Source organism: Amycolatopsis sp. PS_44_ISF1 (assembly GCF_032335455.1).
Classification (GTDB): domain Bacteria; phylum Actinomycetota; class Actinomycetes; order Mycobacteriales; family Pseudonocardiaceae; genus Amycolatopsis.
Window position 1 is genome coordinate 2,022,024 of record NZ_JANUXO010000002.1, and the last position, 25,276, is coordinate 2,047,299.

The 25,276-nt window shown below is 73.5% G+C and carries 19 protein-coding genes; 12 read left to right on the forward strand and 7 right to left on the reverse strand.

Translation table 11 applies throughout. The annotated features are described in order from the left end of the window. Positions 1–61: 61 nt before the first annotated feature. The 4 genes from NYF13_RS23340 to NYF13_RS23355 all read right to left on the reverse strand — a co-directional run bounded on the left by NYF13_RS23340 (position 62) and on the right by NYF13_RS23355 (position 6,184). On the reverse strand, positions 62–982 hold the full coding sequence (locus NYF13_RS23340) for an ROK family protein (RefSeq protein WP_315659661.1): 921 nt from the start codon (positions 980–982) through the stop codon (positions 62–64). Continuing rightward, the gene (locus tag NYF13_RS23345; protein WP_315659662.1) at positions 979–3,900 is read right to left on the reverse strand and encodes a glycosyl hydrolase 2 galactose-binding domain-containing protein; all 2,922 of its coding nucleotides are present in this window, start codon (positions 3,898–3,900) and stop codon (positions 979–981) included. The genes NYF13_RS23340 and NYF13_RS23345 overlap by 4 nt, the downstream gene beginning before the upstream one ends. Before the next feature lie 18 nt (positions 3,901–3,918). Then, positions 3,919–5,361 carry an APC family permease gene (locus NYF13_RS23350; protein WP_315659663.1) on the reverse strand — a complete coding sequence of 481 codons (1,443 nt, stop codon included), beginning with the start codon at positions 5,359–5,361 and terminating at the stop codon, positions 3,919–3,921. A 235-nt stretch (positions 5,362–5,596) separates the two neighbouring features. After that, a complete protein-coding gene (locus NYF13_RS23355; protein WP_315659664.1) occupies positions 5,597–6,184 on the reverse strand; it encodes a TetR/AcrR family transcriptional regulator in 588 nt (195 codons plus the stop codon). A gap of 366 nt (positions 6,185–6,550) precedes the next feature. Between NYF13_RS23355 and NYF13_RS23360 the strand changes: the two genes are divergently transcribed. Both NYF13_RS23360 and NYF13_RS23365 read left to right on the forward strand, forming a co-directional pair. Continuing rightward, entirely contained in the window at positions 6,551–7,642 is a 1,092-nt protein-coding gene (locus NYF13_RS23360) for a DnaJ domain-containing protein (protein ID WP_315659665.1), read from the forward strand. Positions 7,643–7,751: 109 nt separating this feature from the next. Then, a complete protein-coding gene (locus NYF13_RS23365; RefSeq protein ID WP_315659666.1) occupies positions 7,752–8,432 on the forward strand; it encodes a DUF998 domain-containing protein in 681 nt (226 codons plus the stop codon). On the opposite strand, the gene NYF13_RS23370 is transcribed toward NYF13_RS23365, so the two are convergent. Next, entirely contained in the window at positions 8,405–8,824 is a 420-nt protein-coding gene (locus tag NYF13_RS23370; RefSeq protein ID WP_315659667.1) for a hypothetical protein, read from the reverse strand. The genes NYF13_RS23365 and NYF13_RS23370 overlap by 28 nt on opposite strands. A 103-nt stretch (positions 8,825–8,927) precedes the next feature. Between NYF13_RS23370 and NYF13_RS23375 the strand changes: the two genes are divergently transcribed. Then, positions 8,928–9,089: a hypothetical protein gene (locus NYF13_RS23375; RefSeq protein WP_315659669.1), complete on the forward strand. Its 162-nt coding sequence runs from the start codon at positions 8,928–8,930 to the stop codon at positions 9,087–9,089. A gap of 143 nt (positions 9,090–9,232) precedes the next feature. Here NYF13_RS23375 and NYF13_RS23380 read toward each other — a convergent pair whose 3' ends face one another. Continuing rightward, the gene (locus tag NYF13_RS23380; protein WP_315659670.1) at positions 9,233–13,018 is read right to left on the reverse strand and encodes a Pls/PosA family non-ribosomal peptide synthetase; all 3,786 of its coding nucleotides are present in this window, start codon (positions 13,016–13,018) and stop codon (positions 9,233–9,235) included. Positions 13,019–13,362: 344 nt separating this feature from the next. Between NYF13_RS23380 and ftsW the strand changes: the two genes are divergently transcribed. The 4 genes from ftsW to map all read left to right on the forward strand — a co-directional run bounded on the left by ftsW (position 13,363) and on the right by map (position 18,229). Then, positions 13,363–14,808, forward strand: a complete 1,446-nt coding sequence (gene ftsW / locus NYF13_RS23385; protein WP_315659671.1) for a putative lipid II flippase FtsW — start codon at positions 13,363–13,365, stop codon at positions 14,806–14,808. Between the two features lie 752 nt (positions 14,809–15,560). Beyond that, entirely contained in the window at positions 15,561–16,763 is a 1,203-nt protein-coding gene (locus NYF13_RS23390) for a histidine kinase (protein ID WP_315659672.1), read from the forward strand. Continuing rightward, the gene (locus tag NYF13_RS23395) at positions 16,760–17,365 is read left to right on the forward strand and encodes a response regulator transcription factor (RefSeq protein WP_315659673.1); all 606 of its coding nucleotides are present in this window, start codon (positions 16,760–16,762) and stop codon (positions 17,363–17,365) included. Before NYF13_RS23390 ends, NYF13_RS23395 begins: the two co-directional genes overlap by 4 nt. Positions 17,366–17,446: 81 nt before the next feature. Then, a complete protein-coding gene (gene map / locus NYF13_RS23400) occupies positions 17,447–18,229 on the forward strand; it encodes a type I methionyl aminopeptidase (protein ID WP_315660398.1) in 783 nt (260 codons plus the stop codon). 225 nt (positions 18,230–18,454) lie between these two features. Here the strand turns inward: map and NYF13_RS23405 are convergent, their stop codons facing one another. Then, positions 18,455–19,996: a cytochrome c biogenesis protein CcdA gene (locus tag NYF13_RS23405; RefSeq protein ID WP_315659674.1), complete on the reverse strand. Its 1,542-nt coding sequence runs from the start codon at positions 19,994–19,996 to the stop codon at positions 18,455–18,457. A gap of 413 nt (positions 19,997–20,409) precedes the next feature. Between NYF13_RS23405 and fabG the strand changes: the two genes are divergently transcribed. The 5 genes from fabG (at position 20,410) to NYF13_RS23430 (ending at position 25,166) form a co-directional block, all read left to right on the forward strand. Further along, positions 20,410–21,171: a 3-oxoacyl-ACP reductase FabG gene (fabG, locus tag NYF13_RS23410; protein WP_315659675.1), complete on the forward strand. Its 762-nt coding sequence runs from the start codon at positions 20,410–20,412 to the stop codon at positions 21,169–21,171. A 5-nt stretch (positions 21,172–21,176) separates the two neighbouring features. Further along, positions 21,177–21,629: a MaoC family dehydratase gene (locus NYF13_RS23415; RefSeq protein WP_315660399.1), complete on the forward strand. Its 453-nt coding sequence runs from the start codon at positions 21,177–21,179 to the stop codon at positions 21,627–21,629. Between the two features lie 107 nt (positions 21,630–21,736). Beyond that, positions 21,737–22,762 (forward strand): phosphotransferase family protein, encoded by a 1,026-nt coding sequence (locus NYF13_RS23420; RefSeq protein ID WP_315659676.1) that lies wholly within the window; start codon positions 21,737–21,739, stop codon positions 22,760–22,762. Next, positions 22,762–23,985 carry an acyl-CoA dehydrogenase family protein gene (locus NYF13_RS23425; protein WP_315659678.1) on the forward strand — a complete coding sequence of 408 codons (1,224 nt, stop codon included), beginning with the start codon at positions 22,762–22,764 and terminating at the stop codon, positions 23,983–23,985. The genes NYF13_RS23420 and NYF13_RS23425 overlap by 1 nt, the downstream gene beginning before the upstream one ends. Beyond that, complete coding sequence (locus NYF13_RS23430; protein WP_315659679.1) at positions 23,982–25,166, forward strand: acyl-CoA dehydrogenase family protein; 1,185 nt, start codon at positions 23,982–23,984, stop codon at positions 25,164–25,166. The genes NYF13_RS23425 and NYF13_RS23430 overlap by 4 nt, the downstream gene beginning before the upstream one ends. Positions 25,167–25,276 lie beyond the last annotated feature (110 nt).

Genomic DNA, 25,276 nt, shown 5'->3' on the forward strand with positions numbered 1-25,276 from the left:
GGCGGGAACCCGGGCGGAGGGAGCCTGGGATGGGGCCCGGGTGGTGCGCCGGGGTTCGGGGTCACCGGCCCACCGCCCGGGGTCTCCGGTCCTCCCCCAGCGCGAGCGCGACTGCGCCGAGCAGGGAGGCGTCCTGGTCGAACCGCGCCGGGACCAGTTCCGGCGGGAACGGCACGGCGGCGGACAGGCGGTCGCGCAGGGCGGGCAGCAGCACGTCGGCCGAGCGGACCAGCCCGCCGCCCACCGCGATCCGCCGCGGGTCGAACGCGATGGCCAGATTGGCCACGTGCAGGGACAGCTCGTCGAGCGCCGCGGTGACCAGCTCCTTGGCCTGGGTGTGCTCCCGGGCCAGCGCGAACAGCTCGCCGGCGGTGACCGGGCGGCCGAGCAGCGCGCTCGCCCGGCGGCCCAGCCCGCGTCCGCCGACGGCTTCCTCCAGCGGCGCCGCGCCACTGGCGAACCCGTCGGTGGCCTGCGGGGCGAGCAGGTTGTACCCGATCTCGCCCGCGGCTCCGTTGGCGCCGCTGAGCAGCCGGCCGCCGACCAGCACCGCGGCCGCGATGCCGGTGCCCAACGAGAGGAACACCGCCGGGTCGGCCCCGGCGAGCGCGCCCCACCTCCACTCCGCCAGCGCCGCCGCCTTCGCGTCCGTGCCGACCGCGATCGGCCGGTCCGGGAACTCGGCGGCCACCAGCTCCGCCAGGTGCAGCCGCTCCCAGCCCGGCACGTTCGGGGCCAGCAGGATGCGGTCCGGCAGCACGATCCCGGGGCTGACCACGCCCACCGAGCCGACGGCCGCGCCCTCTTCGGCGATCAGGGACCGGGCCCCGGCCAGCGCGCGCGTCACCACCTGCTCGGCCCCCGCCGCCGCGTCGGTGTCCAGCCGCCGCGTGGCCCGCAGGGTGCCCTCCCGGTCGGCGAGGCCCAGCGCCACCTTCGTGCCGCCGAAATCGATGCCGAGCACCAGTTCTCCGGAGCTCACTCGCGGGTCCCCTCCACCTGCGGCGCGACCGCCCCGTGGCCACCGTGGCGCCGGCCGGCCGGCACCACCACTTCGCCGGTGTTGAACCCGTCGACGCTGATCACCGCGGCGGCGCCGTGCAGGTCCGCCGCCCGGTAGCCGACGGTCAGCGTCTGCGACTGCCCGGGCCACAGCGTGATGTCGTTGTCGTCCCAGGTCGCCGCGGCCAGCTGGCTGTCCCCGGCGGCCACGTGCCCGTCGGGCGTGCCCCGGCGGACGTCGGCCCGCAGGAAGAACCCGACGGCCGGGGTCCGGGACGTGTTGGTCACCGTCACCGTGGTGGCGGTGTCGTCCCCGTCCGGGCCGCGCACGGCCTTCGTCGAAGCCGTCACGCCGACCTGCGACTTCGGCAGGTCCCGCAGCGCCGTGAGGTCGCTGTACTGGCTCAGCGCCGCCTGCGGCTGCCCCAGGGTCTTGCCCCAGTTGACCACGTCCTTCTGCGTGGACATCCAGTAGACGTTGCGGTCGAGCACCTGGTCGCCGCGGGTGACCTGCAGTTCCACGAAGTACACCTGCGCCTTGGCCGGAGCCTTGGTCTCGGCCGGCACCTTCGGCTTCAGCACGCCGGTCTTCACACCCTGGCTGCCGAGCGAGAGGTTCCTCGCGCTCTGGTCGTCGAGCACCCGGCCCGCGGTGTCGTAGACCTTGGCCCGCACCGAAAGCCCGGACTGCGTGGTGGCGCCGAGGTTGTCCACGGTCACCTGGCCGGTGTCGTAGCCGTACAGCGCGTGCAGCGGCTTGTTGGCCTTCTTCGCGCCGTAGAACGCGCCCGGCTGATCGCCGTCGTCGTTGTACAGCGACCAGAGCAGCGTCGGCCAGCCCTTGTTCAGCTGCCAGTAGACCACGCCGGTGGCCGGGTTCCGCGGGTCGGTGGAGTGGGCCAGGAAGGACTCGAACTGCGAGCGGGTGTTCTCGTAGTTCGCGATCTGCGCGGACTCCACATAGGACTTCAGCGAGTCCCACCGGCCGTAGCGGTGGCTGATCGCATCGTCGAGCGTGTACAGCGTGCCGAACGCGTAGCCGCCGTGGCCGGGCTCGAAGTTGGCGTGGTACTGGTTGTAGGCCGGGTCCTGCCACAGCTTGGCCTGCTCGGCCGGCGAGAGGAACCGCTTGATCGAGTCCAGCGTGGGCACGGTGTGCCCGGCGCTCTGCTCACTGGCGAAGCCCCAGGAGCCGCCCGCGTTGGTCCGGCTGGGGTCGCCGGGGTCGAAGTGCGAGGTGTCGTACCAGTAGGCCGGCGGGACCCAGTCGTACGGTCCCTCCTTCTCCCCCGAGCTGCCCAGTGCCGGCGTGCTCTTGTACTCGGCCGAGGCGATCACCGGGACCCGGAAGTCGGCTTCCGCGAACGCTTCGAGGGTCTCGCTCTCCTGGCGCGGGACCGGCTCGTTGTCGCTCCAGCCGTAGTTGACCACGCTGGGGTGGCTGCGCTCGCGCTGCCCGATCGAATAGGCCGAGTCGTGCATGATCGTGTAATCGCGCTCGGTCAGCTTCGAGGCGTCCTCGGGCTGCCAGGCGTCACAGCACAGGAAGCCGCCGATCACCAGCAGCCCGGCACGATCGGCCTGGTCGTAGAAGTCCTGCGGCATGTCGTGGCCCTCGAGCCGGACGCCGGACAGGCCCAGGTTCTTGACCAGCGCGAGCTGGTGCGCGGTGTCGGCCCGGTCGTAGCGCAGGAACAGGTCCGGCGCGAAGCCGCCGCCGCGGAAGACGAAGTCCTTGCCGTTGACGGAGAACTTGCGCGCGCCGTCGGGCAGCCCGGCCGATTTGCCGGCCAGCTTCGAGGTGACCGTGCGGATGCCGAAGGTCTCCGAGGAGGACGTGGACAGCGCACCGCCCTGGGAGACCGCCGTGCCGAGCGTGTACAGCGGCTGTGCGCCCATCGAGTAGGGCCACCACACCTGCGGCCGCCGGATGGTCAGCCGGCCGAACCGGTCCGGGGTGAAGGACACGGTCTGCTCGGCGTGTGCGGCGACCGTGACCCGCTGCCGCACCACGATCGGCGCGCCGCCGCCCGCGGGCGGGGTCACCGTGGCCGTGACGTCACCGGTCTGCGCGGTGGCCGCGTTGTTCGTGACGTCCACCTTCACGGTGAGCGAGGACGTCGACAAATCGGCCGCGTTGTCCTGCACCACGTGGGCGTTGCCGCCGGTGAGCGCGTCGGACAGCTGGAGCGTCGGCGGGTACTGGAGGCCGGTGTTGTTGTCCGGCGGGATCTGGCCCCAGTCGACCTGGTCGAGGGTGTACATGGTGAGCGGGTCGTTGGGGTAGACCTTGATCGCCAGGCTGTTCCGGCCCGGCTTCAGCACCTTGGTCACGTCGAAGGTGTGGCCGGCGAACGCGCCGCTGACCACGTCCCGGCCCGCGACCAGGGTGCCGTCGACCCAGACGTCGCCCTCGCCGACGACGCCCGGGATGGTCAGCTTCGCGGTCTTGCCCGCGGTGAACGACGGGTCGAAGTCCGTGCGGAACCACCACGGGTCGGAGAACGGCTTCGTCACCACGGGGCCGACCTTGCCGACGTAGCCGAAGCACTTGCGCAGGTTGTCGGAGTAGAAGACGTCCGGGCACCGGCCGTTCTGCACCAGCGCGTTGATCTCGGTGCCGGGCGCGCCGGCGTCGTCCGGCTTCACCGGCAGCCAGCCCGCGGTCGGGTAACCGGGGGCGGACACCTCGGCCCCGCCGTCCTTGACCTTCGCGGTGGTGAGCACCTGCCAGCCGGCCAGCCCGAGGGTGGACGACCCGTGCGGCCGGGCCACGGCCGGCGGGGCCGGCACCTGCGCGGTGGCCAGCGGGTCCGGCACCTGCGCGGTGGCCGGCGGGGCCACGCTCAGCACCCCGGGCACCAGGATCAGCGCGGCGGCCCCGGCGATCCTGGCCATGGGCGATTTCCTCATGACTCAAGCCCCTTCGGTGGTGACGGGGTCCGCCGAAGCGGGCGCTTCGCGGATGTCCTTCGGCCCGAACGGCCAGGTCTTCTCGGCCGCGGCGTAGATCCCGAAAGCGACGAGGCCGAGCGCGATCCAAACCACGCAGAGGATGATCGACAGCCAGGTGGCCGAGATGAAGATGTACACCCAGCCGACGAGCGCGATGACCGTCGGGACCGGGTAGAGCCACTGGCGGTACGGCCGCTTCAGCCCCGGCCGCCGGCGGCGCAGCACCCAGATGGCCGCGACCTGCGCGAGCGACTGGATCAGCACCAGCACCGTCACGGCGGCGTTGATGACGTCGGTCAGCGTGAACAGCGAGCCGATCGCGGTGATCACGCCCATGGTGAGCACCCCCGCGGTGGGCAGGTTCAGCCGCGGGTGCAGGTGGGCGAAGACCGGCAGGAAGACCTTGTCCCGGGCGGCTTCGAACGGCACGCGCGAGCCGCCGAGCAGGCCGGCGAACACCGAGCCGACGGCCGCGATGACGATGAACACGGTGATCACCTTCGCGGCGGCCGTGCCCCACGCCTGCTCCAGCACGCTGGAGGCGACCGAGGTGGCGTTCTTCAGCTCGTCCAGCGGGATCGAGCCGAGCACACCCACCTGCAGCAGGAAGTACAGCGACATGATGCCGAGGATGGAGAAGATGATCGAGCGGGGCAGCGTGCGGCCCGGGTCGCGCACCTCGCCGCCGAGGTAGGCCGAGGTGTTGTACCCGAGGTAGTCGTAGATCGCGATGACCAGCCCGGCGCCGAGCCCGCCCCAGAACGCGCCGCCGGAGCCGAACGCACCGGGGGTGAAGTCGAACGCCTGCGCCCCGCTGAAGTGCGAGAACGCCGCGATGATCACGGTCAGCACGGCGAACAGCATGATCACGAACAGCCCGGTGGTGAGCTTGCCGATCTGCCCGATGCGCCGGAACAGCGCGAGCACGATGACCAGTACGATCGCGATGCCGATGACCTTGCCGAGCGGGGTGGTGCCGCCGGCGCCGGTCACCCCGGGGACCAGGTAGCCGAGGTACTGGACCAGCCCGATGATGCCGGTGGACATGATCAGCGGGATGAACAGCACCGCGCTCCAGGCGAACAGGAACGGCATCATCCGCCCGGTGCGGTACTGGAACGCCTCGCGCAGGTAGACGTAGGTGCCACCCGCGCCGGGCAGCGCGGCACCGAGCTCGGCCCACACCAGCCCGTCGGCCAGCGCGATGACGGCGCCGATGATCCAGCCGAACATCGCCTGCGGGCCGCCCATCGTCGCGACCATCGCGGGGATGGTGACGAACGGTCCGATCCCGCACATCTGCGTCATGTTGATCGCCGTCGCCTGCAGCGGCCCGATCTTGCGTTCGAGGCCGGGCGAAAGGTCCGCCGCCCCGGGACCCCCCGAACGGGTGGGTGAGCTCACGTCGTACCTCCATCCGATAATTAGTAAAGGTTCTTAACATAAGTTTTCCGGGGCGGGAAGGGATCCGTTCGTAAAGTTGTGGAAACGCGGGCGCGGGGGCATGGGGGCACGGGCGGGTGGGGCGTAGCGGCGGGCCGCGGTCGTGAGGCGGCGGACCCCCGGGGGGTTCGGCCGGAACCCCGGCGGCGGCCGGCCGGGTCCGGCGCCGGCGGTGGGGGTCTCGCACAGCACGCGGTCAGCGTGGGCGGCGCAATCCGTCCAGTACGAGGGTGATGAGCTGGTCGGCCTCGATCCGCCAGCCCGGGCGGTCGTGGGCCGCACCGATGCCGTGCAGGGCCATCATCACGGCGCCGGCGGCGGCATCCACGTCGGCACCGGTACCGACGGGCACGGCACCCTCCCGCACGGCGGCGGCCACCAGTTCGGTGACCGCCTGCTCCAGGGCCTGGCTGCCCTCGGCCACTCCGCTCGACCGGCCGGCCATGAGCGTGGCCAGCGTCCGGGCCAGGCCCTCGTGGGCGTCGATGTGGTCCACCACGCCACGCAGGAAGGTCGCCAGAGCCTCGGCCGGGGGCCGGGTGGCCCGCAGCCGCCGGGCGCGGTCGACCAGCGCGGCGACTTCCCCGTGGTAGACCGCCTCGGCCAGCGCCTCCCGGGTGGGGAAATGGCGGTACAGCGTGCCGGTGCCCACCCCGGCCAGGCGGGCGAAGTCGTCGAAGCGCAGCTCGAAGAACTCCCCGGCGTCGAACACCTCTCGCGCCTTGGCGATCAGGACCTCGCGGTTGCGCCGGGCATCGGCCCGCAGCGGCTTGTCGGCGGTCATGCGTTACCTCGTGGGGCAAATGGAGGTTATCTCCACATCAATCTACCGCCCGCGACGCCGGGTGAGAAGCCTGCCGTCCCGACCGGGCAGCAGCTCCCCCGGCCCCGGTGGACGAACCAGACCCGATCGAGCGATGAAGACCACCGACAGTGATCGGGTAGCCGCGCGACGGGCCCCGGAACGGGCTCATCCACCACTGTCCATTGTGGTCACCGCGTACTCGGCGTACCGGCGCGTACTCCGGGCCGGGACGGCCCGGTGCCGGACCTGGACCGATTCACCCCGCCGCGCCGCGGAGGCGGTGGGCGGCGCCGATCGGCGACCCCATAGTGTGGCCGCGCCAGCCATCCGGAGGTGGAACGCGACGTGCCCGAAGTCGACTACTACGCGGTTCTCGGCGTGGGGAAGACGGCCTCGCCCGCGGCGGTCAAGGCGGCCTACCGCCGGCTCGCCAAGACGCTGCACCCCGACGCCGGGGGCACCGACGGCACCTTCCAGCTGCTCCGCGAGGCCTACGACACGCTGAGTGACCCCGGGCGCCGGGCCGGGTACGACGCGGGCATCCCCGCCGTGCCCACCCGCCCGGTGGCGCGGCCGAGGCGGCGGCGGTTCAGCGAGGAGCCCGGGTTCGTGCCGGAACCGCTGGACCTGGCGCCCGAGGACCTCGACTGGTGGGCGTTCGCGGGGGCGGACGGGCGCGTGCGGCACGGCCGGAGCCGCGAGCCGGGGCACGCCCCCGTGATCGCGGCGACGGCCGGCCTGGTGCTCGTGCTGCTGCCGCTGCTGACCGGGGTGGGCTTCACGCCGCCGGTGCTGATCGTCTGGCTGCTGCTCACCGCGGGCACCGCGCTGCTCGTGCAGCGGCTCGCCCGGGGCTACCTCGCGGCGCGCCGGGCCCGAGCCGAGTTCGCCGAGGAGTTCGGCGGCACCCCGGTGTTCGGCCGTCCGGGCGTGGAGGCGGACGAGCTGGCGGAACGGCTCACCGCCGACCTGCTCGAGCGCTACCTCACCCGGCTGCCCGGCGCCCGCATCTTCCACGGCCTGTCCTGGCCGGGCTCGGTGTTCGCCGACGTCGACCACGCCGTGCTGTGCGGCAAGCGCCTGGTGCTCATCGAATCGAAGCTCTGGCTGCCCGGCCACTATGAGACCGCCGAAGACGGCCGTCTTTTGCGCAACGGCCGCGCGTTCCGCGGCGGGGGCAGCCACCTGCCCGAGAGCCTGGACGCCTACCGCGAACTGCTGCCCGGCGTCGCCCTCCGCGGCGCCATGATCGTCTACCCCAGCCGCGAAGGCGAGGTCACCACCGCCGACCCGGACGGCGAGCCCGGCCCGCCGATGACGCCGGAACAGTTCCTGCGGGAGATCGGCGGCTGGCTGTCCGCCGAACCGTCCACTGTGGATCACCACGCGCTGCGCGCGGTGCTCGGCCGGGTGGCGGGAAGCGGCCGGGCGGCTTGAGTGCCGATGGGAGACCGGCCGGACGGGCCGTCAGCCGAGACGCTCCACCGCGGCCGTTCTCCGTCCCCGGTTTGCCCGGGGACGAACCCGGTTCGGTTAACCTCGGCTTGTGGCCGTCCCCGACCGAAATCGCAACCAGGACCGCCGGGCCACCGGGCTCGCGGTGGCCGGGATCGTCGCGCTCGCCGTGGGGGCCCTCCTGGTGCTGCTGCTCGGGCTGGTGCCGCCGACGAATCGGATCAGCGTCACCACCCGCACGATCAGCGAATACGGGCTCGGTCCCGGCAAGCAGGTCTTCGACCTCGCCGTCGTGCTGGTGGCGGCCGGTTCGGCGGCCGGGCTGTCCGGGTTGCGGCGGCAGCGGCGGCTGCCCGTGGCGGCCGCGGTCCTCGGTGCACTGTGGACGGTGGGGCTGCTGGTCGTCGTCGCGTTCCCCAAAACCGACTGGGCCTCGGCGACCGGTTCGGGCGGGGGTGGGGCGCTGCATCGCGCGGCCAGTGTCGTCGCGTTCGCCTGCCTGCCGCTGGCCGTGTTGTCCGCGGCGCGGGTGACGTTCCCCCGCTCCCCGCGCCGGCGGCTCGCCGCCCGGCTGCTCGCCGGGCTTTCGCTCGGGTGGTTCGCGGTCATCCTCGGCGCGGTCGCCGTCGCCGCCGTCGCGGACGAGCGGTGGTGGCAGCTCATCCCGCTCGGACTGGTCGAACGCGCGATGGCGCTGACCGAGCTCGTCGCGCTGGCCGCCCTCGTCGCGCCCGTGCGGAGGGCTCAGAACTCGTCGGTCCGGGCGAGCTGACGCTCCAGCTCGTCCGCGTGGCGCACCACCGACAGCAGCGGCCGTTCGAACTCCAGCCGCAGGTCGAGCGAGCCGAGCGGCACCGTGTGCCGGACCAGGGCGATCCCGTCCACCACCGCGGCCCCGCCGACCGGCGAGGAGCCCACCAGCTCCAGCAGCCGGCGCAGGTCGACCCGGTCGGCCCAGCCGACGGGCGAGGAGATCTCGGCCCACGCCGCCCCGTCGTGCTCCGGCACCAGGTGCACGGTGACCTGCTGGTCCCGCCCGCCGGTGGTGTCGAGCCGGAAGCGCACCCAGCCGCCGACCTCCTCCAGGATTTCGTACCGCAGCCGCACGTAACTGACCACTTCGGCCCAGCGCTCCGCCGTCGCCGCCTCTGCCCCGTCGCCCATGGCGCCAGCTTAACCGGACGAGCCGGCGGACCGGCGGTTTGCCCCGGCCCCCACCCGGTTACCCCGGCGGGGAAACGAGCACCGACGTCAAGGGGGCGTGCCCATGTCCGGGGACCAGGACCGGCGGATCCGCGAAGCGGAGACCGAGCTGGACCAGATCGGCCACGACATCAGCGAGGCCAAGGACGCGGCCCAGGAGGCGCTGCCCGACCGCCGGGGGCCGGCCGAGGGAGGTGCCGAGGCCGCCGAGGAGACCTCGGGCTGACCCGCGGTCACACCGCCAAGCCGCACCGCCAAGCCGTACCACCAAGCCGCGCCGGTACGACGTGAGGCCGGCGTGCGCCGAACTGCGGTGGGACCTGCCGATCGGCGGGTCCCACCGCTCACGGCCGGGGCCTTCGGGGGACGTCAGGTCACCTGCGCGGCGATCGGCGCCCCCTGCCACCGGCTGTGCCCGGGGACGGACTCCGCGGCCATCACCAGCGATCCCGCGCCGATCGTCGCCGCGGGGCCGACGCGGCTGCCCGGCAGGACGATCGTGCGCGGGCCGAGGGTGGCATCGGCGTCCAGGGTCACCGGCTCCAGCCGCATGACGCGGTCGTGGAACAGGTGGGTCTGGAGCACGCAGCCGCGGTTCACGCTGGTCCCGGCCCCGATCGTGACCAGGTCCGGTTCCGGGAGCCAGTGGCTCTCACACCAGACGCCGCGGCCGATCCGGGCGCCGAGGCTGCGCAGCCACCAGTTCAGCACCGGCGTGCCGGAGAACGGCTGGGTCAGCCAGGGCACCGCGAGCATCTCCACGAACGTGTCGAACAGCTCGTTGCGCCACACGAACGAGCTCCACAGCGGATGCCGCCCGGCGCGGAAGCGCCCGATCAGCAACCACTTCGCCGCGGTGGTGACCAGTCCGGCCAGCCCGCCCGCGAGGACCAGCACGAACCCGCCCGCCCCGGCGGCGGGCCAGAAGCCGAAGCTCCGGTAGAGGGCGGCGAACGCGGCGAAGGTCGCGGTGCCCAGCAGCCCGGCCACGACCAGCGGGGTGATCCGGCCGAGTTCGACCAGGGCCCGGGCCACGCGCAGGGCCTTGCGCGGGGCGAAGGTCCGCGCCGGGTCCGGAGTCTCGGCCTCGCGCCGCAGCCGCATCGGCGGCCGGCCCAGCCACGAGCTGCCGTCCGGGACCGTCTCCGGGGTGTCCGACAGCACGCCGATCAGCGCGCCCCGGCCGACCCTGCGGCCGGGTCCCACGATGCCCGAGTTCCCGACGAACGCGCGGGCGCCCACCTCGGCCGGTCCGATCCGCACCCAGCCGCCGCGCAGCTCGTACGGCGCGGCCAGCACGTCATCGGCGAGGAAGGCCGAGTCCTCCACCCGCAGCATCCCCGGCAGCGCCAGCACCGTCGACGCCTCGACCGAACGGCCGACGCGCGCACCGAGCCAGCGAAGCCAGACCGGGGTGAACAGGCTGGCGTAGAAGGGAAAGAGGCTCTTGCGGGCCAGGTCCATCAGATCGTGCACGAGCCAGGCGGCCCAGCCGGCCCGGCTGTGCACCGGGTGCGTCCCCGGCTCGACCGCGGCGCCGGCCAGCCGGGTCAGCGCCAGGACGAGCAGCGCGTAACCGAGCAGCCCGGCGAGCACCATCAGCGGCACCCACGCCAGCAGGGCGGCCACGGCGGTGCCCAGCGTCGCGCCCGACGGCAGGACCAGCACCGCGAGCACCGCGGGCGGCACGGCGGCGGCGCCGAGCAGCAATCCCCGCAGCGCGCCGCCGGCCAGGTACAGCGCGGCCCACCCGAGTGAACGCGCGGGCCGGGAAGCCGGCCACCGGTCGTCGGCCGCGCGCTGGTGCGGGGCGGCGGGCGAGCCGCCCCAGGTGGCGCCGTCGGCCACGACGCCGCCGAGGCAGCTTCCGGGCAGCAGCACGGCGTCCGCGCCGACCACGGCACCGGGCAGCAGCGTGGAACGGGCGCCGACACGGGCCCGCTCCCCGACGCGGACCTCCCCGACGTGCAGCACATCGCCGTCGAGCCACCAGCCGGCCAGGTCGGCTTCCGGCTCGACCGCGCAGCCGTCGCCGAAGCTGGCCAGCCCGGTCACCGGCGGCGGCGCGTGCAGATCGGTGCCCGAGCCCACGGTGCAGCCGAGCAGCCGCGCGTACCGGGCGGCCAGCGGGGTGCCGGTGATCGTGCTCGGGCCGAAGGAGGCGGCGAACCGTTCGGCCGCCCAGAGCCGCAGGTGGGTCCGCCCGCCGCGGCGGTACTCCCCCGGCCGGATCCGGCCCCGCAGCGCGCGGGCGCCGAACGCCGAGACCAGCATCCGCCCGGCCGGGCTGAACAGCACCAGCCACGACGGCGCCAGCACCCACCACGACATCTCCGGCAGCCACGACTCCTGGACCAGCAGCGGCAGCAGGTTGCCGATCAGGGCGATCATCAGCAGCCACCGCACCCCGGTGACGCCCAGCAGGACGAGCTGGATCGCGCCCTGCACCCAGCCGGAGTACCGCGGCGTCCGGTCGAACACCCGCTGCGGCCGAGGCCGCGCTACTGGTCCGAGCACCGAGGCCAGCCGGGCCGGGGTCGGGTGGCGGTAGAGATCGGCCACCGAGACCCCGGGGTGGTGCTCGCGCAGCACGGAAACCAGCCGGGCGGCGGCGAGGCTGGTCCCGCCGAGGTCGAAGAAGTCGTCGTCCGGACCGGCCTCCACGCCCAGCAGCTCACCCCAGACGGTGACCAGCCGGTCCGTCCCGGGGTCGAGGCCGGTGCGGACGGCCGCATCCCGCGACCGGGGCAGCGGCCACGGCAGCGCGTCCCGGTCCACCTTGCCCGAGGACCGGGTGGGCAGGTCCGCCAGCACGGCCAGCCGCGGCACCAGCGCGGCCGGCAACCGGTCCCGCAGCAGGCGGGTGGCCCCGGCCGGGTCGAAGCCCGCGCCGGCCGGCACGACGTAACCGACCAGCACGTCGATCCCCCCGGCCGTGCGCCGCACGGCCGCGGCCGCCGCGGCGATCGAGGGCAGCTCCTGCAGCGCCGCCTCGACCTCGCCCAGCTCGATCCGGCGTCCGCCGAGCTTGACCTGGTCGTCGGCGCGGCCGAGGAACACCAGCCCGTCGGGCTGCGCCCGGACCAGGTCGCCGCTGCGGTAGCCGCGGTCCCAGCCGAGCGCGGGCAGCGGCACGAACTTCTCGGCGTCCTTGACCGCGTCGAGGTAGCGGCCGAGCCCGGCGCCGCCGATCACCAGCTCGCCGGTCTCGCCCCAGCGCACGGGCCGCCCGGCCGCGTCGACCACGGCCAGCCGCCAGCCCTCCAGCGGCAGCCCGATACCGACCGGTTCGCCCGCGCGCAGCCGGGCGGCGCAGGAGACGACGGTGGCCTCGGTGGGCCCGTAGGTGTTCCACACCTCGCGCACACCGTCGTCGAACCGGCGCACCACCTCGGGCGGGCAGGCCTCGCCGCCGAGGACGACCAGCCGGACCGCGGCCAGGTCGTCCACCGGCCACATCGCGGCCAGCGTCGGCACGGTCGAGACCACGGTGATCCCGCGCCGCCGCAGCCACGGGCCGAGGTCGGTGCCGGTGCGCACCAGCGCGCGCGGCGCCGGGACCAGGCAGGCGCCGCTGCGCCAGGCCAGCCACATCTCCTCGCACGAGGCGTCGAAGGCGACCGACAGCCCGGCGAGCACCCGGTCGCCGGGGCCGATCGGCGCGGACGGCAGGAACAGCCGGGCCTCGGCGTCGACGAACGCGGCCGCCGCCCGGTGGGTCACCGCGACCCCCTTCGGGCGCCCGGTGGACCCGGAGGTGAAGATGATCCACGCATCGTCCTCCGGAGCCGGTTCGGCCCCGCTGCCGCCGGGCTGCTTCCCGGGGCGCACCACGAGCTCCTCGCCCGCGCCGATCACCGCGTACACCCGCGCCTCGCGCCACACCAGCTCGGCCCGCTCGTCGGGGTCGTCGGCGTCGACCGGCACGTACGCCGCTCCGGCGGCCAGCACCGCGAGGATGGCGACGTACAGCTCGGCGGTGCCGGACGGGACGCGAACCCCGACGCGGTCCCCCGCCCGCACCCCGGCCTCCCGCAGCACCGCCGCCCGCCGGCGGACTTCACGGTCGAGTTCCGTATAGGACAACAGTTGTTCACCATCGTCCAGCGCGGGTGCTTCGGGATACCGCGAAACGGATTCGCCCAGCACGCTCATCAAGGTCCGGGCCGGCGCCGCCGCCCCGCCGGAATAAACCGCGGAACCGATTCCCGCCACAAAATCCGCGGATGCGGTGTCCAGCATTATTTCGCGCTCTTCGACCGACACGGATTACCTTCCCTTGACCCGAGCTCCCCTGAGCGGAACGCCGATAGTCCTTGGGACCGGCGAAAAAGGGCTACAGGGATGAGAACGTTCGGGAGACGCGCCGCACTGGTTCCGGTTGCGTGATGCGACGCACACCACTGCCGTTACGCGACTTTGCCCGTTTCACCGGGCGGTGGAGGCACACCCGGACTTCACTCAGCGTTCCCACAGGAACATTCGGCTAACCTCATCTCGTGCCCATTCCACGCCCGGCCGTTATTCGCCGCGAGCACCGCCGTTCTGCGGCTCCCGGCACACCGGCGGAGGGCCGGGAAAAAGGCACCGAAACCGGGCCCCGCGCCCTCGCCGCGGCACTCACCTCCTGGCTTTCGCGGCCGCTGGCCTCCTTCCACCTGATCGTCGCGCTGGGCGGGATCCTGGTGCTGATCGGCGTGATCATGGTGCTTTCGGCCTCGTCGGTGTCCTCCGGTGACCCGGCGACCGGCGGCGGGGTCTACGGGCAGTTCCTGAAGCAGCTGATGTTCGTCGGCTTCGGCGCGGTGACCTTCTGGATCGGCCTGCGCCTGCCCCTGCGAAGGCTGCGGCGGGCCGCTTCGAGCGCGATGGTGGCCGGGCTCGCGGGCCTGCTGCTGGTGCTCACGCCGCTGGGCGCCAGCGCGGACGGCGCCCAGCGCTGGTTCGTCCTCGGGCCGTTCTCCCTGCAGCCGGTGGAGATCGCGAAGGTCGCGCTCACCCTGTGGGGCGCGCACATCCTGGTCACCAAGGCCGGGGTGCTGCACCAGTGGCGGCACCTGCTGGTGCCGCTCGTGCCCGCGGCGCTGCTGACCGTGGCGCTGGTGATGGCGCAGCCCAACCTGAGCGGCACGATCACCCTGGCCGTGGTGGTGCTCGCGCTGCTGTGGTTCGCCGGTGCGCCGAAACGGCTGTTCGCGGTCCTGCTGGCCGGCGGGCTGGCCGGCATCCTGGTCCTCGCGCTGGTGGCGCAGTACCGGCTGGCGCGGGTGCTGTCGTTCCTCTCCCCGGACCAGGACTACAGCGGCGCGGCCTACCAGGCGCGCCAGGCGCAGTACGCGCTCGCCGACGGCGGGCTGTTCGGCATCGGCCTCGGCCAGGGCCAGTCCAAGTGGAACTACCTGCCGAACGTGCAGAACGACTTCATCTTCGCGCTGATCGGCGAGGAGCTGGGCTTCGTCGGCTGCGCCGTCGTGCTGGCCCTGTTCGCCGCGGTCGCGGTGGTCGGGCTGCGGATCGCGCTGCGCAACCGCGACCCGTGGATCCGGATCGTGGCCGGCACCCTCACCGTCCTGCTGACCACCCAGGCGGCGATCAACATCGGCTACGTGGTGGGCCTGCTGCCGGTCACCGGCGTCACCCTGCCGCTGGTCTCCTACGGCGGCACCTCCCTGGTCGTCACCACCCTGCTGTTCGGCATCCTCGCCAACGCCGCCCGCCACGAGCCCGAGGCCGCGGCGGCGCTGCGCACCCTGGGACCGGGCAAGCTCGGCGGGCTGCTGCGCCTGCCCGCCCCCGAGCTGCCGCGCCGGGCCCCGGCCCGCCCCCGGGCCGGGGCCCGCCCGGCGGGACCGCGCCCGGCGTCCGTCCACAGGGGAGCGGGCTCGGCCCGGGGCGCGGGCCGGCCGCCGGGCGAGCCGGCCGATCGGGTCGGGATCCGGCGGTAACGGCCGGACCCGGACCGGCGGGGGCTACGGCGCCACCCGGCCGGGCGTGGACCTCCGGAACGCAAGGTCTGCCCCCGGCGAGCGCGGGGACCGGACCGGCCATGACCCGCTGGCGCGGCCCGGAGGGCCCTGACCACCGTCGGCGCCAGCGGACCCCACCCCCCGATCACCGGCGGCACCGGCGAGCCCTCACCCGGCGAGCCGCGGCGGCACTGGCGGGCCCCCACCCCAGATCACCAGCGGCACTGGCAGACCCCCACCCCGCAATCCACGGCGGTATAGACGGCCCCGAACACTGCGATCACCGGCGGCACCAGCAGGCCCTTACCCCGCAATCCACAGCGGTACAGGCGGCCCCGAACACTGCGATCACCGGCGGCACCAGCAGGCCCTCACCCCGCAATCCACCACGGCACTGGCGGCCCCGACCCCTGCGATCACCGGCAGCACTGGCGGACCACCCAGCAATCCGCAGCGGCACCAGCGGACCCGAACCCCGCGATCACCGACGGCACTGGCGGACCCCATCCCACAGTCTGCGGCGGCACCAGCGGACCCCACCCCCCAATCCACAGCCGCACCAGCGGGCCCGAACCCCGCGATCACCGGAGGCGCTGGTAATCCGCACCGGCCGTGCGGGTCCGCCCCGTTCGCGGTGCCGCTTCGGCGCGAGGGGGCCCGGCGCCCAGGACCGCAGCCCGGGGAACCGGCCTGGCCCTTCCCCTGGCCCGCCGGGCCGTACCATGTCCGATGTGGGCAGACGCGATCCCGGCGAGTTCTCCGCCCGGCAGTGGCCGGACTGGAGCTTCTGGAGGAGGGACCGGCCGGGCCGCCGTCCGGCGTACCGGAGCCGGCTGATCGTCGTCGGCATGACCGCCCTCTCCTCGCTGGTGCTGATCAAGCGGATGACCGAGATCGCGCACGGCCCGCACGGCGCCGGCGGCGGGATCGCGATCGCGCTGCTGGCCGCGTACTGCCTCGGCTGCCTGCTGGCCCCCTGGTACGGCCCGCCCGCACCGCCGCGGACGCGGATCGCCATCGTGGCCGCGATGTTCGCCTGCGGGGCCGCGCCGGCGCTGATCCTGGGCAACCCGGCCTACCTGACCGACCTGACCTACGCCATCGCGATCGGGCTGATGCTGCTGCCGTTGCGCGCCTCGGTGCTGCTCGGACTGGCCACCGCGGCCGGCCAGATCGCCTGGATGCAGTCGACCCGGGCGGGGGTGGACTGGGGGCAGGTGGTGACCCTGGTCGGCGTGACCGCCGCGCTCGGCACCGTGTTCGCGCTGAACTTCACCATCGGCCACCTGCGGGCCGCGCGCGAGCAGGTCAAGCGGATGGCCGTGACGCACGAGCGGGAGCGGGTGGCCCGGGACCTGCACGACATCCTCGGGCACAGCCTCTCGACGATGACGGTGAAGCTGGGTCTGACCCGGCGCATCCTGGAGTCGGCCGGGGACACCGCCCCCGCCGTCGACGAGGTCCGGGAGCTGGAGACCCTGTGCCGGCAGGCGCTTTCCGACGTCCGCGCCACCGTCTCCAACTACCGCACGGTGTCGCTGGCCGGTGAGCTGGCCGGGGCGCGGCTGGCCCTGCGGGCCGCGGGCGTGCGAGCCGGGCTGCCCAGTGCGACCGACGACGTCCGGCCCGAGTTGCAGGGCGTCTTCGGTTACGTGGTGCGGGAAGCGGTGACCAACGTGCTGCGCCACTCCGACGCCGGGAGCTGCCGGGTCCGGCTCGGCCCGGACTGGGTGGAGGTCACCGACGACGGCACCGCCCCGGGCGGGGCGACGCCCGGGCACGGCCTGACCGGGCTGGCCGAGCGGCTGGCCGCGGTATCGGGCACCCTGGAGCACGGCCGGGCCCCCGGCGGCGGCTTCCGGGTGCTGGCCCGGGGCCCGGCGGCGGCGCCGGTCACCACCGGGGTTCCTTCCACCGAGGCAGGTCTGGCGTGATCCGCGTACTGCTGGCCGACGACCAGGCGCTCGTGCGCGGCGCGCTGGCCGCGATGCTGCGGCTCGAGTCCGACATCGAAGTAGTCGCCCAGGTCGGCGACGGCACCGGGGTGCTGGCCGCGGTGCAGCGGACCGCCCCCGACATCGCGCTGCTCGACGTGCAGATGCCCGGGCGCGACGGGCTCGCGGTCACCGCCGAGCTCCGCCACGCGGCGCCGAACTGCCGGGCGATCATCTGCACCACCTTCAGCCGCCCCGGCTACCTCTCCCGGGCGATGTCCGCGGGCGCGGCCGGCTACGTGGTCAAGGACTCGCCCCCGGAGCAGCTGGTCAACGCGATCCGCCGGGTGCACGCCGGGCTGCGCTTCGTCGACCCGGCGCTGGCCGCCGCGTCACTGGCCGAGGGCGCCAGCCCGCTCACCGACCGGGAGGCCGACGTGCTGCGGGCCGCGGCCGAGGGCGGCACCGCCGCGGACATCGCCCGGATCGTGGGCCTGTCCGAGGGCACCGTCCGCAACCACCTGTCCTCGGCCATCGGCAAGACCCAGACCCGCACCCGCGCGGAGGCGGCCCGGGTCGCGGAGACCAACGGCTGGCTCTGACCCGGATCGGTATAGTTATACCGGACACTGCTACCGTCCTGGTATAACTATACCGACCATCCCTTGTACGTGAGGTATTTCGTGATCGAGCTGAAGACGCCCGCGGAGATCGAGCGCATGCACGTGACCGGGCGGTTCGTCGCCGAAGTGCTCTCCGAGATCGGCCGGATCGCCGCGGTGGGCGTGAACCTGATGGACCTGGAGCACCACGCCCGCGCCATGATCAAGCGGCGCGGGGCGGAGTCGTGCTACTGGGACTACTCGCCGTCCTTCGGCGAGGGCCCGTTCCGCAACGTCATCTGCCTTTCGGTCAACGACGCCGTGCTGCACGGGCTGCCCCACGACTACACGCTGCGCGACGGCGACGTGCTGAGTGCGGACCTCGCCGTGATGATCGACGGCTGGGCGGCCGACTCGGCGCGCACGGTGATCGTCGGCACCGAGGCCGAGGAGGACCGGCGGATCATCACCGCCACCGAGGAGGCGCTGGAGGCGGCGATCGAGGCGGCCCGCCCGGGCAACCGCATCGGCGACATCTCGGCCGCCATCGGCGCGGTGGCCCAGGCCTACGGCTACCCGGTCAACACCGAGTTCGGCGGCCACGGCATCGGCCGCACCATGCACGAGGACCTGCACATCTCCAACCAGGGCCGCCCCGGGCGCGGGCTGAAGCTGCGGCCCGGGCTGACCCTGGCGCTGGAGCCGTGGTTCGCCCGGACCACCGACCGGATCGTCTTCGACGAGGACGGCTGGACCATCCGCTCGGCCGACGGCTCCCGCACCGCCCACTCCGAGCACACCGTCGCGATCACCGAGGACGGGCCGCTCGTGCTCACGCGGCGCGAGCAGGAGCAGGCCGGCTGACCCCGGCCGCCGGTAGCCAGAGGCCGGGCCCGCGACGACCGGTGGGGTCAGGCGGGCGCCCGTGGGGCCAGCCAGGACCGGGTCGGGGCAGCAGGGACGGGTGCCCGTGGGTCCAGCCAGGAACCGGTGAGGTCAGACGGGAACCCGTGGAGCCAGCCACGACCGGTGAGGTCGGAACCGGTGAGGCCAGCCAGTAACCGGTGGGGCCAGCGGGAAGTCGGCCGGTCAGCCGAAGGTGAACGAGTAGGCCTGCAGCCCGGGGCTCAGCGTCAGCGTCACGGTGCCCCGCGCCGGGGTGGGTGTCTGGACCACCGGGTGGATGTCCGGGGGGCCGGACACCGGGATGCTGCGGGTGACCCCGCCCGTGGTGGCGGTGACGGTGCCCGTGCCGCCGACGTCGAGGTACACGGTGGCCGCGTCGTAGTCCAGGGTGAGCGACGCGCCCCGGCCGGCGGCGAGGTACTCCTCGGTGGAGGACCACTGCCCTTGGCGCTTCACGTCTTCGCTGCCGCCGCGGCTGGAGCCCAGGTAGATCTCCTGGGTCTGCGACGGGTTCGCCGGGGTGCGGTCCGGAGTGTCCGTGCGCGGCGGGAGGGTCTGCGACGGATCGGCCGCGGCGAGCAGGTCGCGGATGAGCGATTCGGTGCCGTCGTAGTCGCCCTCGCCGACGGAGACGTGCCGGACCTGGCCGGTGGCGTCGGACAGGTACTCCGCGGGCCAGGACTGGTTGCCGAAGGCGTTCCAGGTGGCGTAGTCGTCGTCGATCGCCACGGGATAAGTGATGTGCTGACGCCGGACGCCGTCGGCGACGTTGGCCGGGACGCGTTCGAACGCGTACTCCGGGGTGTGCACGCCGACGATCTCGAGGCCCGCGTCGTGGTAGCGCCGGTACCACGCCTCGACGTGCGGGATGGCGCGCTGGCAGTTGATGCAGGAGTAGGCCCAGAAGTCGTAGAGCACGACTTTCCCTTGCCGCGCCGGGGGTTTCCCGTCCTCGGTGTTGAGCCATCGGCTGATCCCGGCCGGCTGCGGGGCCGGCCCGCACTCCTGCAGGTAGTCCGAGGGTGGGCACTGCTGGAGCCGGCCGCCCCCGATCCGGTCGGCGCCGAGCGCCTGGCCGAGGCTCGCGGTGTAGTCGGGCACGGCGCGTTGCAGCACGTCGGTGACGTTGAAGGTGAGCGCCACGGCCAGCCCGATCACCACCAGGCCCGCGAAGAACCGGACCTGGCGCTGGCGGTCGCGGAACGCTTTGACCCGTTCGGCCACCCGGTGCCCGGCCAGCGCGAACAACAGCAGCGGAATCGCCGTGCCCACGGCGAAGGCGACGGTGAGCGCGACGGTGTCGGCGCCGATCTTGCGCGTCGCCCCGGCCACGGTGATCGCGGCCAGCACGGGACCGGCGCAGGGCACGTACACCGTGCCCAGGGCGATCCCGAGCACGAACGCGCCCCGCCGGCCCGGCACCGACTTCCGGCCCAGCCGCGCGAACGGCCGCTCCAGCCGGTCCTGCACCCGGGGGAACATCATCGCGACGCCGAGCACCACCAGCACCGCGAGCCCGGCCCACCGCAGCACGTCGCCGGGCAGCCCCAGCGCGGCGAGCACCAGTGTGCCGAGCAGCGTGACGAGCGCGAAGCTCAGCGCCAGCCCGGCGACGATCAGGAACGGCCGCCGCCGGCCGGGCTCCACGCCCGCGCCGCCGGTCATGAACAGGACCGGCAGCACCGGCAGCACGCACGGGGAGATGCCGGTGATCAGGCCGCCCACCAACCCGATCAGCGTGAACGTAATCAGCGCGACCTCCTCGAACCACCACTGCGCCGGAGCTTAAGCGGCCTCCGGGGACGGACGGTGGGTCACCGCTGGGCGGTCAGGGATTCGTAACAACCGCGGGTGCGGGGTGGTGGGCGCTGCCGCGGTGGTTTCGCCGGTTTCGCGCCCTGCCCCCACGGCGTCGCCGACCCGGCGCGACACCGCCCCGGAGGACCTCCGGCCGGCCCGCCGAGCCCCTCGCGCGATTCACATAATAAGCGTACGCTCACCGCCGCGGCCCCGGGCGGCGGTGACGCCCGTTGGCTACGATCCGGCCGAAGGCCTCCGCGGTCACCGGCCCCGTCCGCCCGGCGGGCGGCCGAGCCCGGCAGCCGAACCGTTCTTTCTCGACGACGAGGAGTTCTCCCGTGACCGATTCCCCCTCCCGCGTGGCCATCGTGACCGGGGCGGGCCGCGGCATCGGCGCCGCGGTCGCGCGCCGGCTCGCCTCCGACGGGTTCGCCGTCGGGCTGCTGGACCTGGACGAGGCGGGGGTGAAGCAGGGCGCGGAGGCGATCGCCGCCGACGGCGGGAAGGCCGTCGGGGTGCCGCTCGACGTGAGCGACGCCGGGCAGGTGGACACGGCCGTCACCCGGGTCGCCGAGGAGCTGGGCGCGCCGACGGTGCTGGTCAACAACGCCGGCATCACCCGCGACAACCTGCTGTTCAAGATGACCGAGCAGGACTGGGACTCGGTGCTCGGCGTGCACCTCAAGGGCTCGTTCCTGATGTCGCGCGCGGTGCAGAAGTACCAGACCGAGCAGAAGTGGGGCCGGATCGTCAACCTGTCCAGCACCTCCGCGCTGGGCAACCGCGGGCAGGTCAACTACTCCGCCGCCAAGGCCGGTATGCAGGGCTTCACCAAGACCCTGGCCATCGAGCTGGGCAAGTTCGGGGTCACCGCGAACGCGATCGCGCCGGGCTTCATCGCCACCGACATGACCGCCGCGACCGCCGAGCGGATCGGCATGGGCTTCGAGGAGTTCAAGGCCGCGGCCGCCGCGCAGATCCCGGTGCAGCGCGTGGGCACGCCCGAGGACATCGCGAACCTGGCCTCGTTCCTCGTCAGCGACGGGGCCGGGTTCATCTCCGGCCAGGTCATCTACGTCGCCGGCGGACCGAAGGACTGATGACGATGCGCGTGTTCCCCGGCATCCCCGAATTCGCCGGCGCGGTCGGCGAGCACCTCGGCGTGAGCGAATGGCACACCATCGGCCAGGACCGGGTGCAGCAGTTCGCCGACGCCACCGGCGACCACCAGTGGATCCACCTCGACGCGGAGAAGGCGGCGCGGGGCCCGTTCGGCGCCACCATCGCGCACGGGTTCCTCACGCTGTCGCTCATCCCGATGTTCGGCCCGGAGATCTACCGGGTCGACGGGCTGAAGATGGGCATCAACTACGGGCTCAACAAGGTGCGCTTCCCGCTGCCGGTGAAGGTCGGCTCGCGGGTGCGCGGCCGGGCGGACCTGGCCGAGGTCGCCGAGGTGCCCGGCGGGGTGCAGGCCGTGGTGCGCTGGACCGTGGAGATCGACGGCGAGGACAAGCCCGCCTGCGTGGCCGAGATGGTGGTCCGGCTGATCGCCTGAGCCACCCGGTGCGGGCCGGCGCGGGGGTGACCACGCCCCGGCCGGCACCCCCGCGAGCAAGACCCCGGGCCCGCGCGGCGCCCAGGTCCGCCCCACCAGGAGGCTCGATGACCCCGACCGACCCGCCCGGCCTCGACCTGGGCCGGCTGCGCGCCTACCTGGACCGGCAGCGGCCCGGCCTCCTCTCCGGCGAGCTGACGGCCGAGGTCGTGCCGGGCGGCCGGTCGAACCTCACCTACCTGGTGGGCGACGGCTCCCGCCGGTGGGTGGTGCGCCGCCCGCCGCTGGGCCACGTGCTGCCGACCGCGCACGACATGGCCCGCGAGTTCCGGGTGCTCTCGGGCCTGCGCGCCACCGCGGTCCCGGTGCCGGGCACCATCGTGCTGGGCCAGGACCCCGAGGTGCTCGGCGCGCCGTTCTACGTGATGGAGTTCGTGCCGGGCACGCCCTACCGCAGTGCCGGCGAGCTGGCCGCGCTCGGCCCGGCCCGCACCCGCGTGATCGCCGACGCGCTGGTGGACACCCTGGTCGACCTGCACGCCGTCGACCCGGTCGCGGCCGGTCTCGGCGATTTCGGCCGCCCGGACGGGTTCCTGGAGCGGCAGTTGCGGCGCTGGAAGAAGCAGCTCGACGGCTCCCGCAGCCGCGACCTGCCCGGCGCCGAAGCCCTGCACGAGCGGCTGGCGGCGCGGCTTCCGGTCTCCGGCCCGCCGTCGATCGTGCACGGCGACTACCGGCTGGACAACGTGCTCGTGGACGGCGAAGACCGGATCACCGCGGTGCTGGACTGGGAGATGTCCACCCTCGGCGACCCCCTCACCGACCTCGCGCTGCTGGTCGCCTACGCCGAGCGGGACAAGGTTTCGCTGCAGATGGTGTCGAACGCCAGCTCGGCGCCCGGCTACCCGGGCCCCGGCGAGGTCGTGGCCCGGTACGCCGAACGCTCGGGACGTGACGTCTCCGCGCTGAACTGGTACGTCGGCTTCGCGTTCTTCAAGCTCGCGGTGATCCTGGAAGGCATCTACTTCCGCTACAGCAAGGGCCAGACGGTCGGGGCGGGCTTCGAGGACATCGGCTCCGGCGTCCTCCCCCTCATCGCGCACGGCAACGAACTGCTCATGGAGGAGAAGTAATGGAGTTCGCCTACGACGCCACCACCGAGGAGCTGCGGGGGAAGCTCCTGGAGTTCATGGATTCGCACATCTACCCCGCCGAAGCCGTGTTCGAAGAGCAGCTCGCCGCGAGCGACGACCCGTGGACGACCGCGCCGGTCGTCGAGGAGCTGAAGGCCGAGGCCCGCAAGCGCGGGCTGTGGAACTTCTTCCTGCCCGGCGATCAGGGCGCGGGGCTGACCAACCTGCAGTACGCGCCGCTGGCCGAGATCACCGGCCGCAGCCCGCGGCTCGCGCCGACCGCGGTCAACTGCGCGGCGCCGGACACCGGCAACATGGAAGTGCTGCACATGTTCGGCAGCGAGCAGCAGAAGAAGCAGTGGCTGCGGCCGTTGCTGGACGGTGAGATCCGCTCCGCGTTCGCGATGACCGAGCCCGAGGTGGCCTCCTCCGACGCGCGCAACATCGCCACCAGCATCCGGCGCGACGGCGACGAATACGTGATCACCGGCCGCAAGTGGTACATCTCCGGGGCGATGAACCCGAACTGCAAGATCTTCATCGTGATGGGCAAGACCGACCCCGCGGCCGCCCCGCACCAGCAGCAGAGCATGATCCTGGTCCCGCGCGGCACCCCCGGGCTCACCGTCGAGCGCGGGATGCGGGTGTTCGGCTACACCGACGGCGACCACGGCGGGCACGCCGAGGTGCGGTTCGACGACGTGCGCGTGCCGGCCGAGAACCTGATCTCCGGGGAGGGGGCCGGGTTCGCCATCGCGCAGGCCCGCCTCGGGCCCGGCCGCATCCACCACTGCATGCGCGCCATCGGCATGGCCGAGCGCGCGCTGGAGCTGATGTGCCGCCGCACCCTTTCGCGTGAGGCGTTCGGCCGGCCCATCGCCGAGCAGGGCGTGGTGCAGGACTGGATCGCCGAGTCGCGCGTGCGCATCGAGCAGCAGCGGCTGCTGGTGCTCAAGACCGCGTGGCTGATGGACACCGCCGGCAACCAGGGCGCGCACACCGAGATCCAGTCGATCAAGATCTCCACCCCGATCCAGGTCGAGTGGATCCTGGACAAGGCCATCCAGGCCCACGGCGCCGGGGGCGTCAGCCAGGACTTCCCGCTGGCCGAGCTGTGGGCGGGCGTGCGCACGCTGCGCCTGGCCGACGGCCCGGACGAGGTGCACAAGCGCTCGCTGGCCCGCCGTGAGCTGAAGAAGTACCGCGCGGAGGCGGGCCGATGACCGTCACCGCCGAGGACCTGCTCGGGCAGGTCGGCCGGTTCCTGGCCGCGCACGACCCGGCGGCCACCGACCGGCGGGACTTCCTGCGCGCCCGGTTCGACGCGGGGCTGGCCTGGGTGCACTTCCCCGAGGGGCTGGGCGGGCAGGGCGCGCCCCGCGCGCTGCAGCCCGGGGTCGACGCCGCGTTCGCCGGGGCCGGGGCCCCGGACAACGACCCGCGCCGCAACGTGATCGGCCTCGGCATGGCCGCGCCGACCATCCTGGCCTTCGGCACGCCGGAGCAGAAGCAGCGCTACCTCCGTCCACTGTGGACCGGCGAGGAGGTGTGGTGCCAGCTGTTCAGCGAGCCGGGCGCGGGCTCCGACCTGGCCGCGCTGGCCACCCGCGCGGTGCGCGACGGGGACGACTGGATCGTCACCGGGCAGAAGGTGTGGACCTCGGGCGCGCACCACGCGCAGTGGGCCATCCTGGTCACCCGCACCGACCCGGACGTGCCCAAGCACCAGGGCATGACCTACTTCCTGTGCGACATGACCGCGCCCGGGGTGCAGGTGCGGCCGCTGCGCCAGATCACCGGCGAGGCCGAGTTCAACGAGGTCTTCCTGACCGAGGTCCGGATCCCGGACCGGCTGCGGATCGGCGGCGTCGGCGAGGGCTGGAGGGTCGCGCAGACCACGCTGATGAACGAGCGCGTGGCCATCGGCGGCACTGCCGTGCCCCGGGAGGGCGGCCTGATCGGGCTGGTGGCCAGGACCTGGCGGGAGCGGCCCGAGCTGCGCACCCCGGAGCTGCAGGACCGGCTGGTGCGGCACTGGGTCGAGGCCGAGGCGCTGCGGCTGGCCGGCACGCGCCTGCGCCAGCAGCTCGCCGTGGGCGCGCCCGGGCCGGAGGGCTCGGCCATGAAGGTGGCGTTCTCCGAGCTGAACCAGCGGCTCACCGGGCTGGAGCTCGAACTGCTCGCCGAAGAGGGCCTGCGCTACGACGACTGGACCTTCCGGCGTTCGGACCTGGTCGACTTCACCAGCCGTGAGCCCGGGTACCGCTACCTGCGTGCGAAGGGCAATTCCATCGAGGGCGGCACTTCGGAGGTGCTGCGCAACATCATCGCCGAGCGCGTGCTGGGGCTGCCGTCCGAGCCGCGGGTCGACAAGGACGTCGCCTGGAAGGACCTGCCCCGATGAGCGAGCTTGCGAGTGAATCATCAGATACAGCGCGAGCGCTTACGAGTGAATCATCAAACACAGCGCGAGCGCTTGCAAGCGAATCATCAGACCCAGCGCGAGCGCTTCCG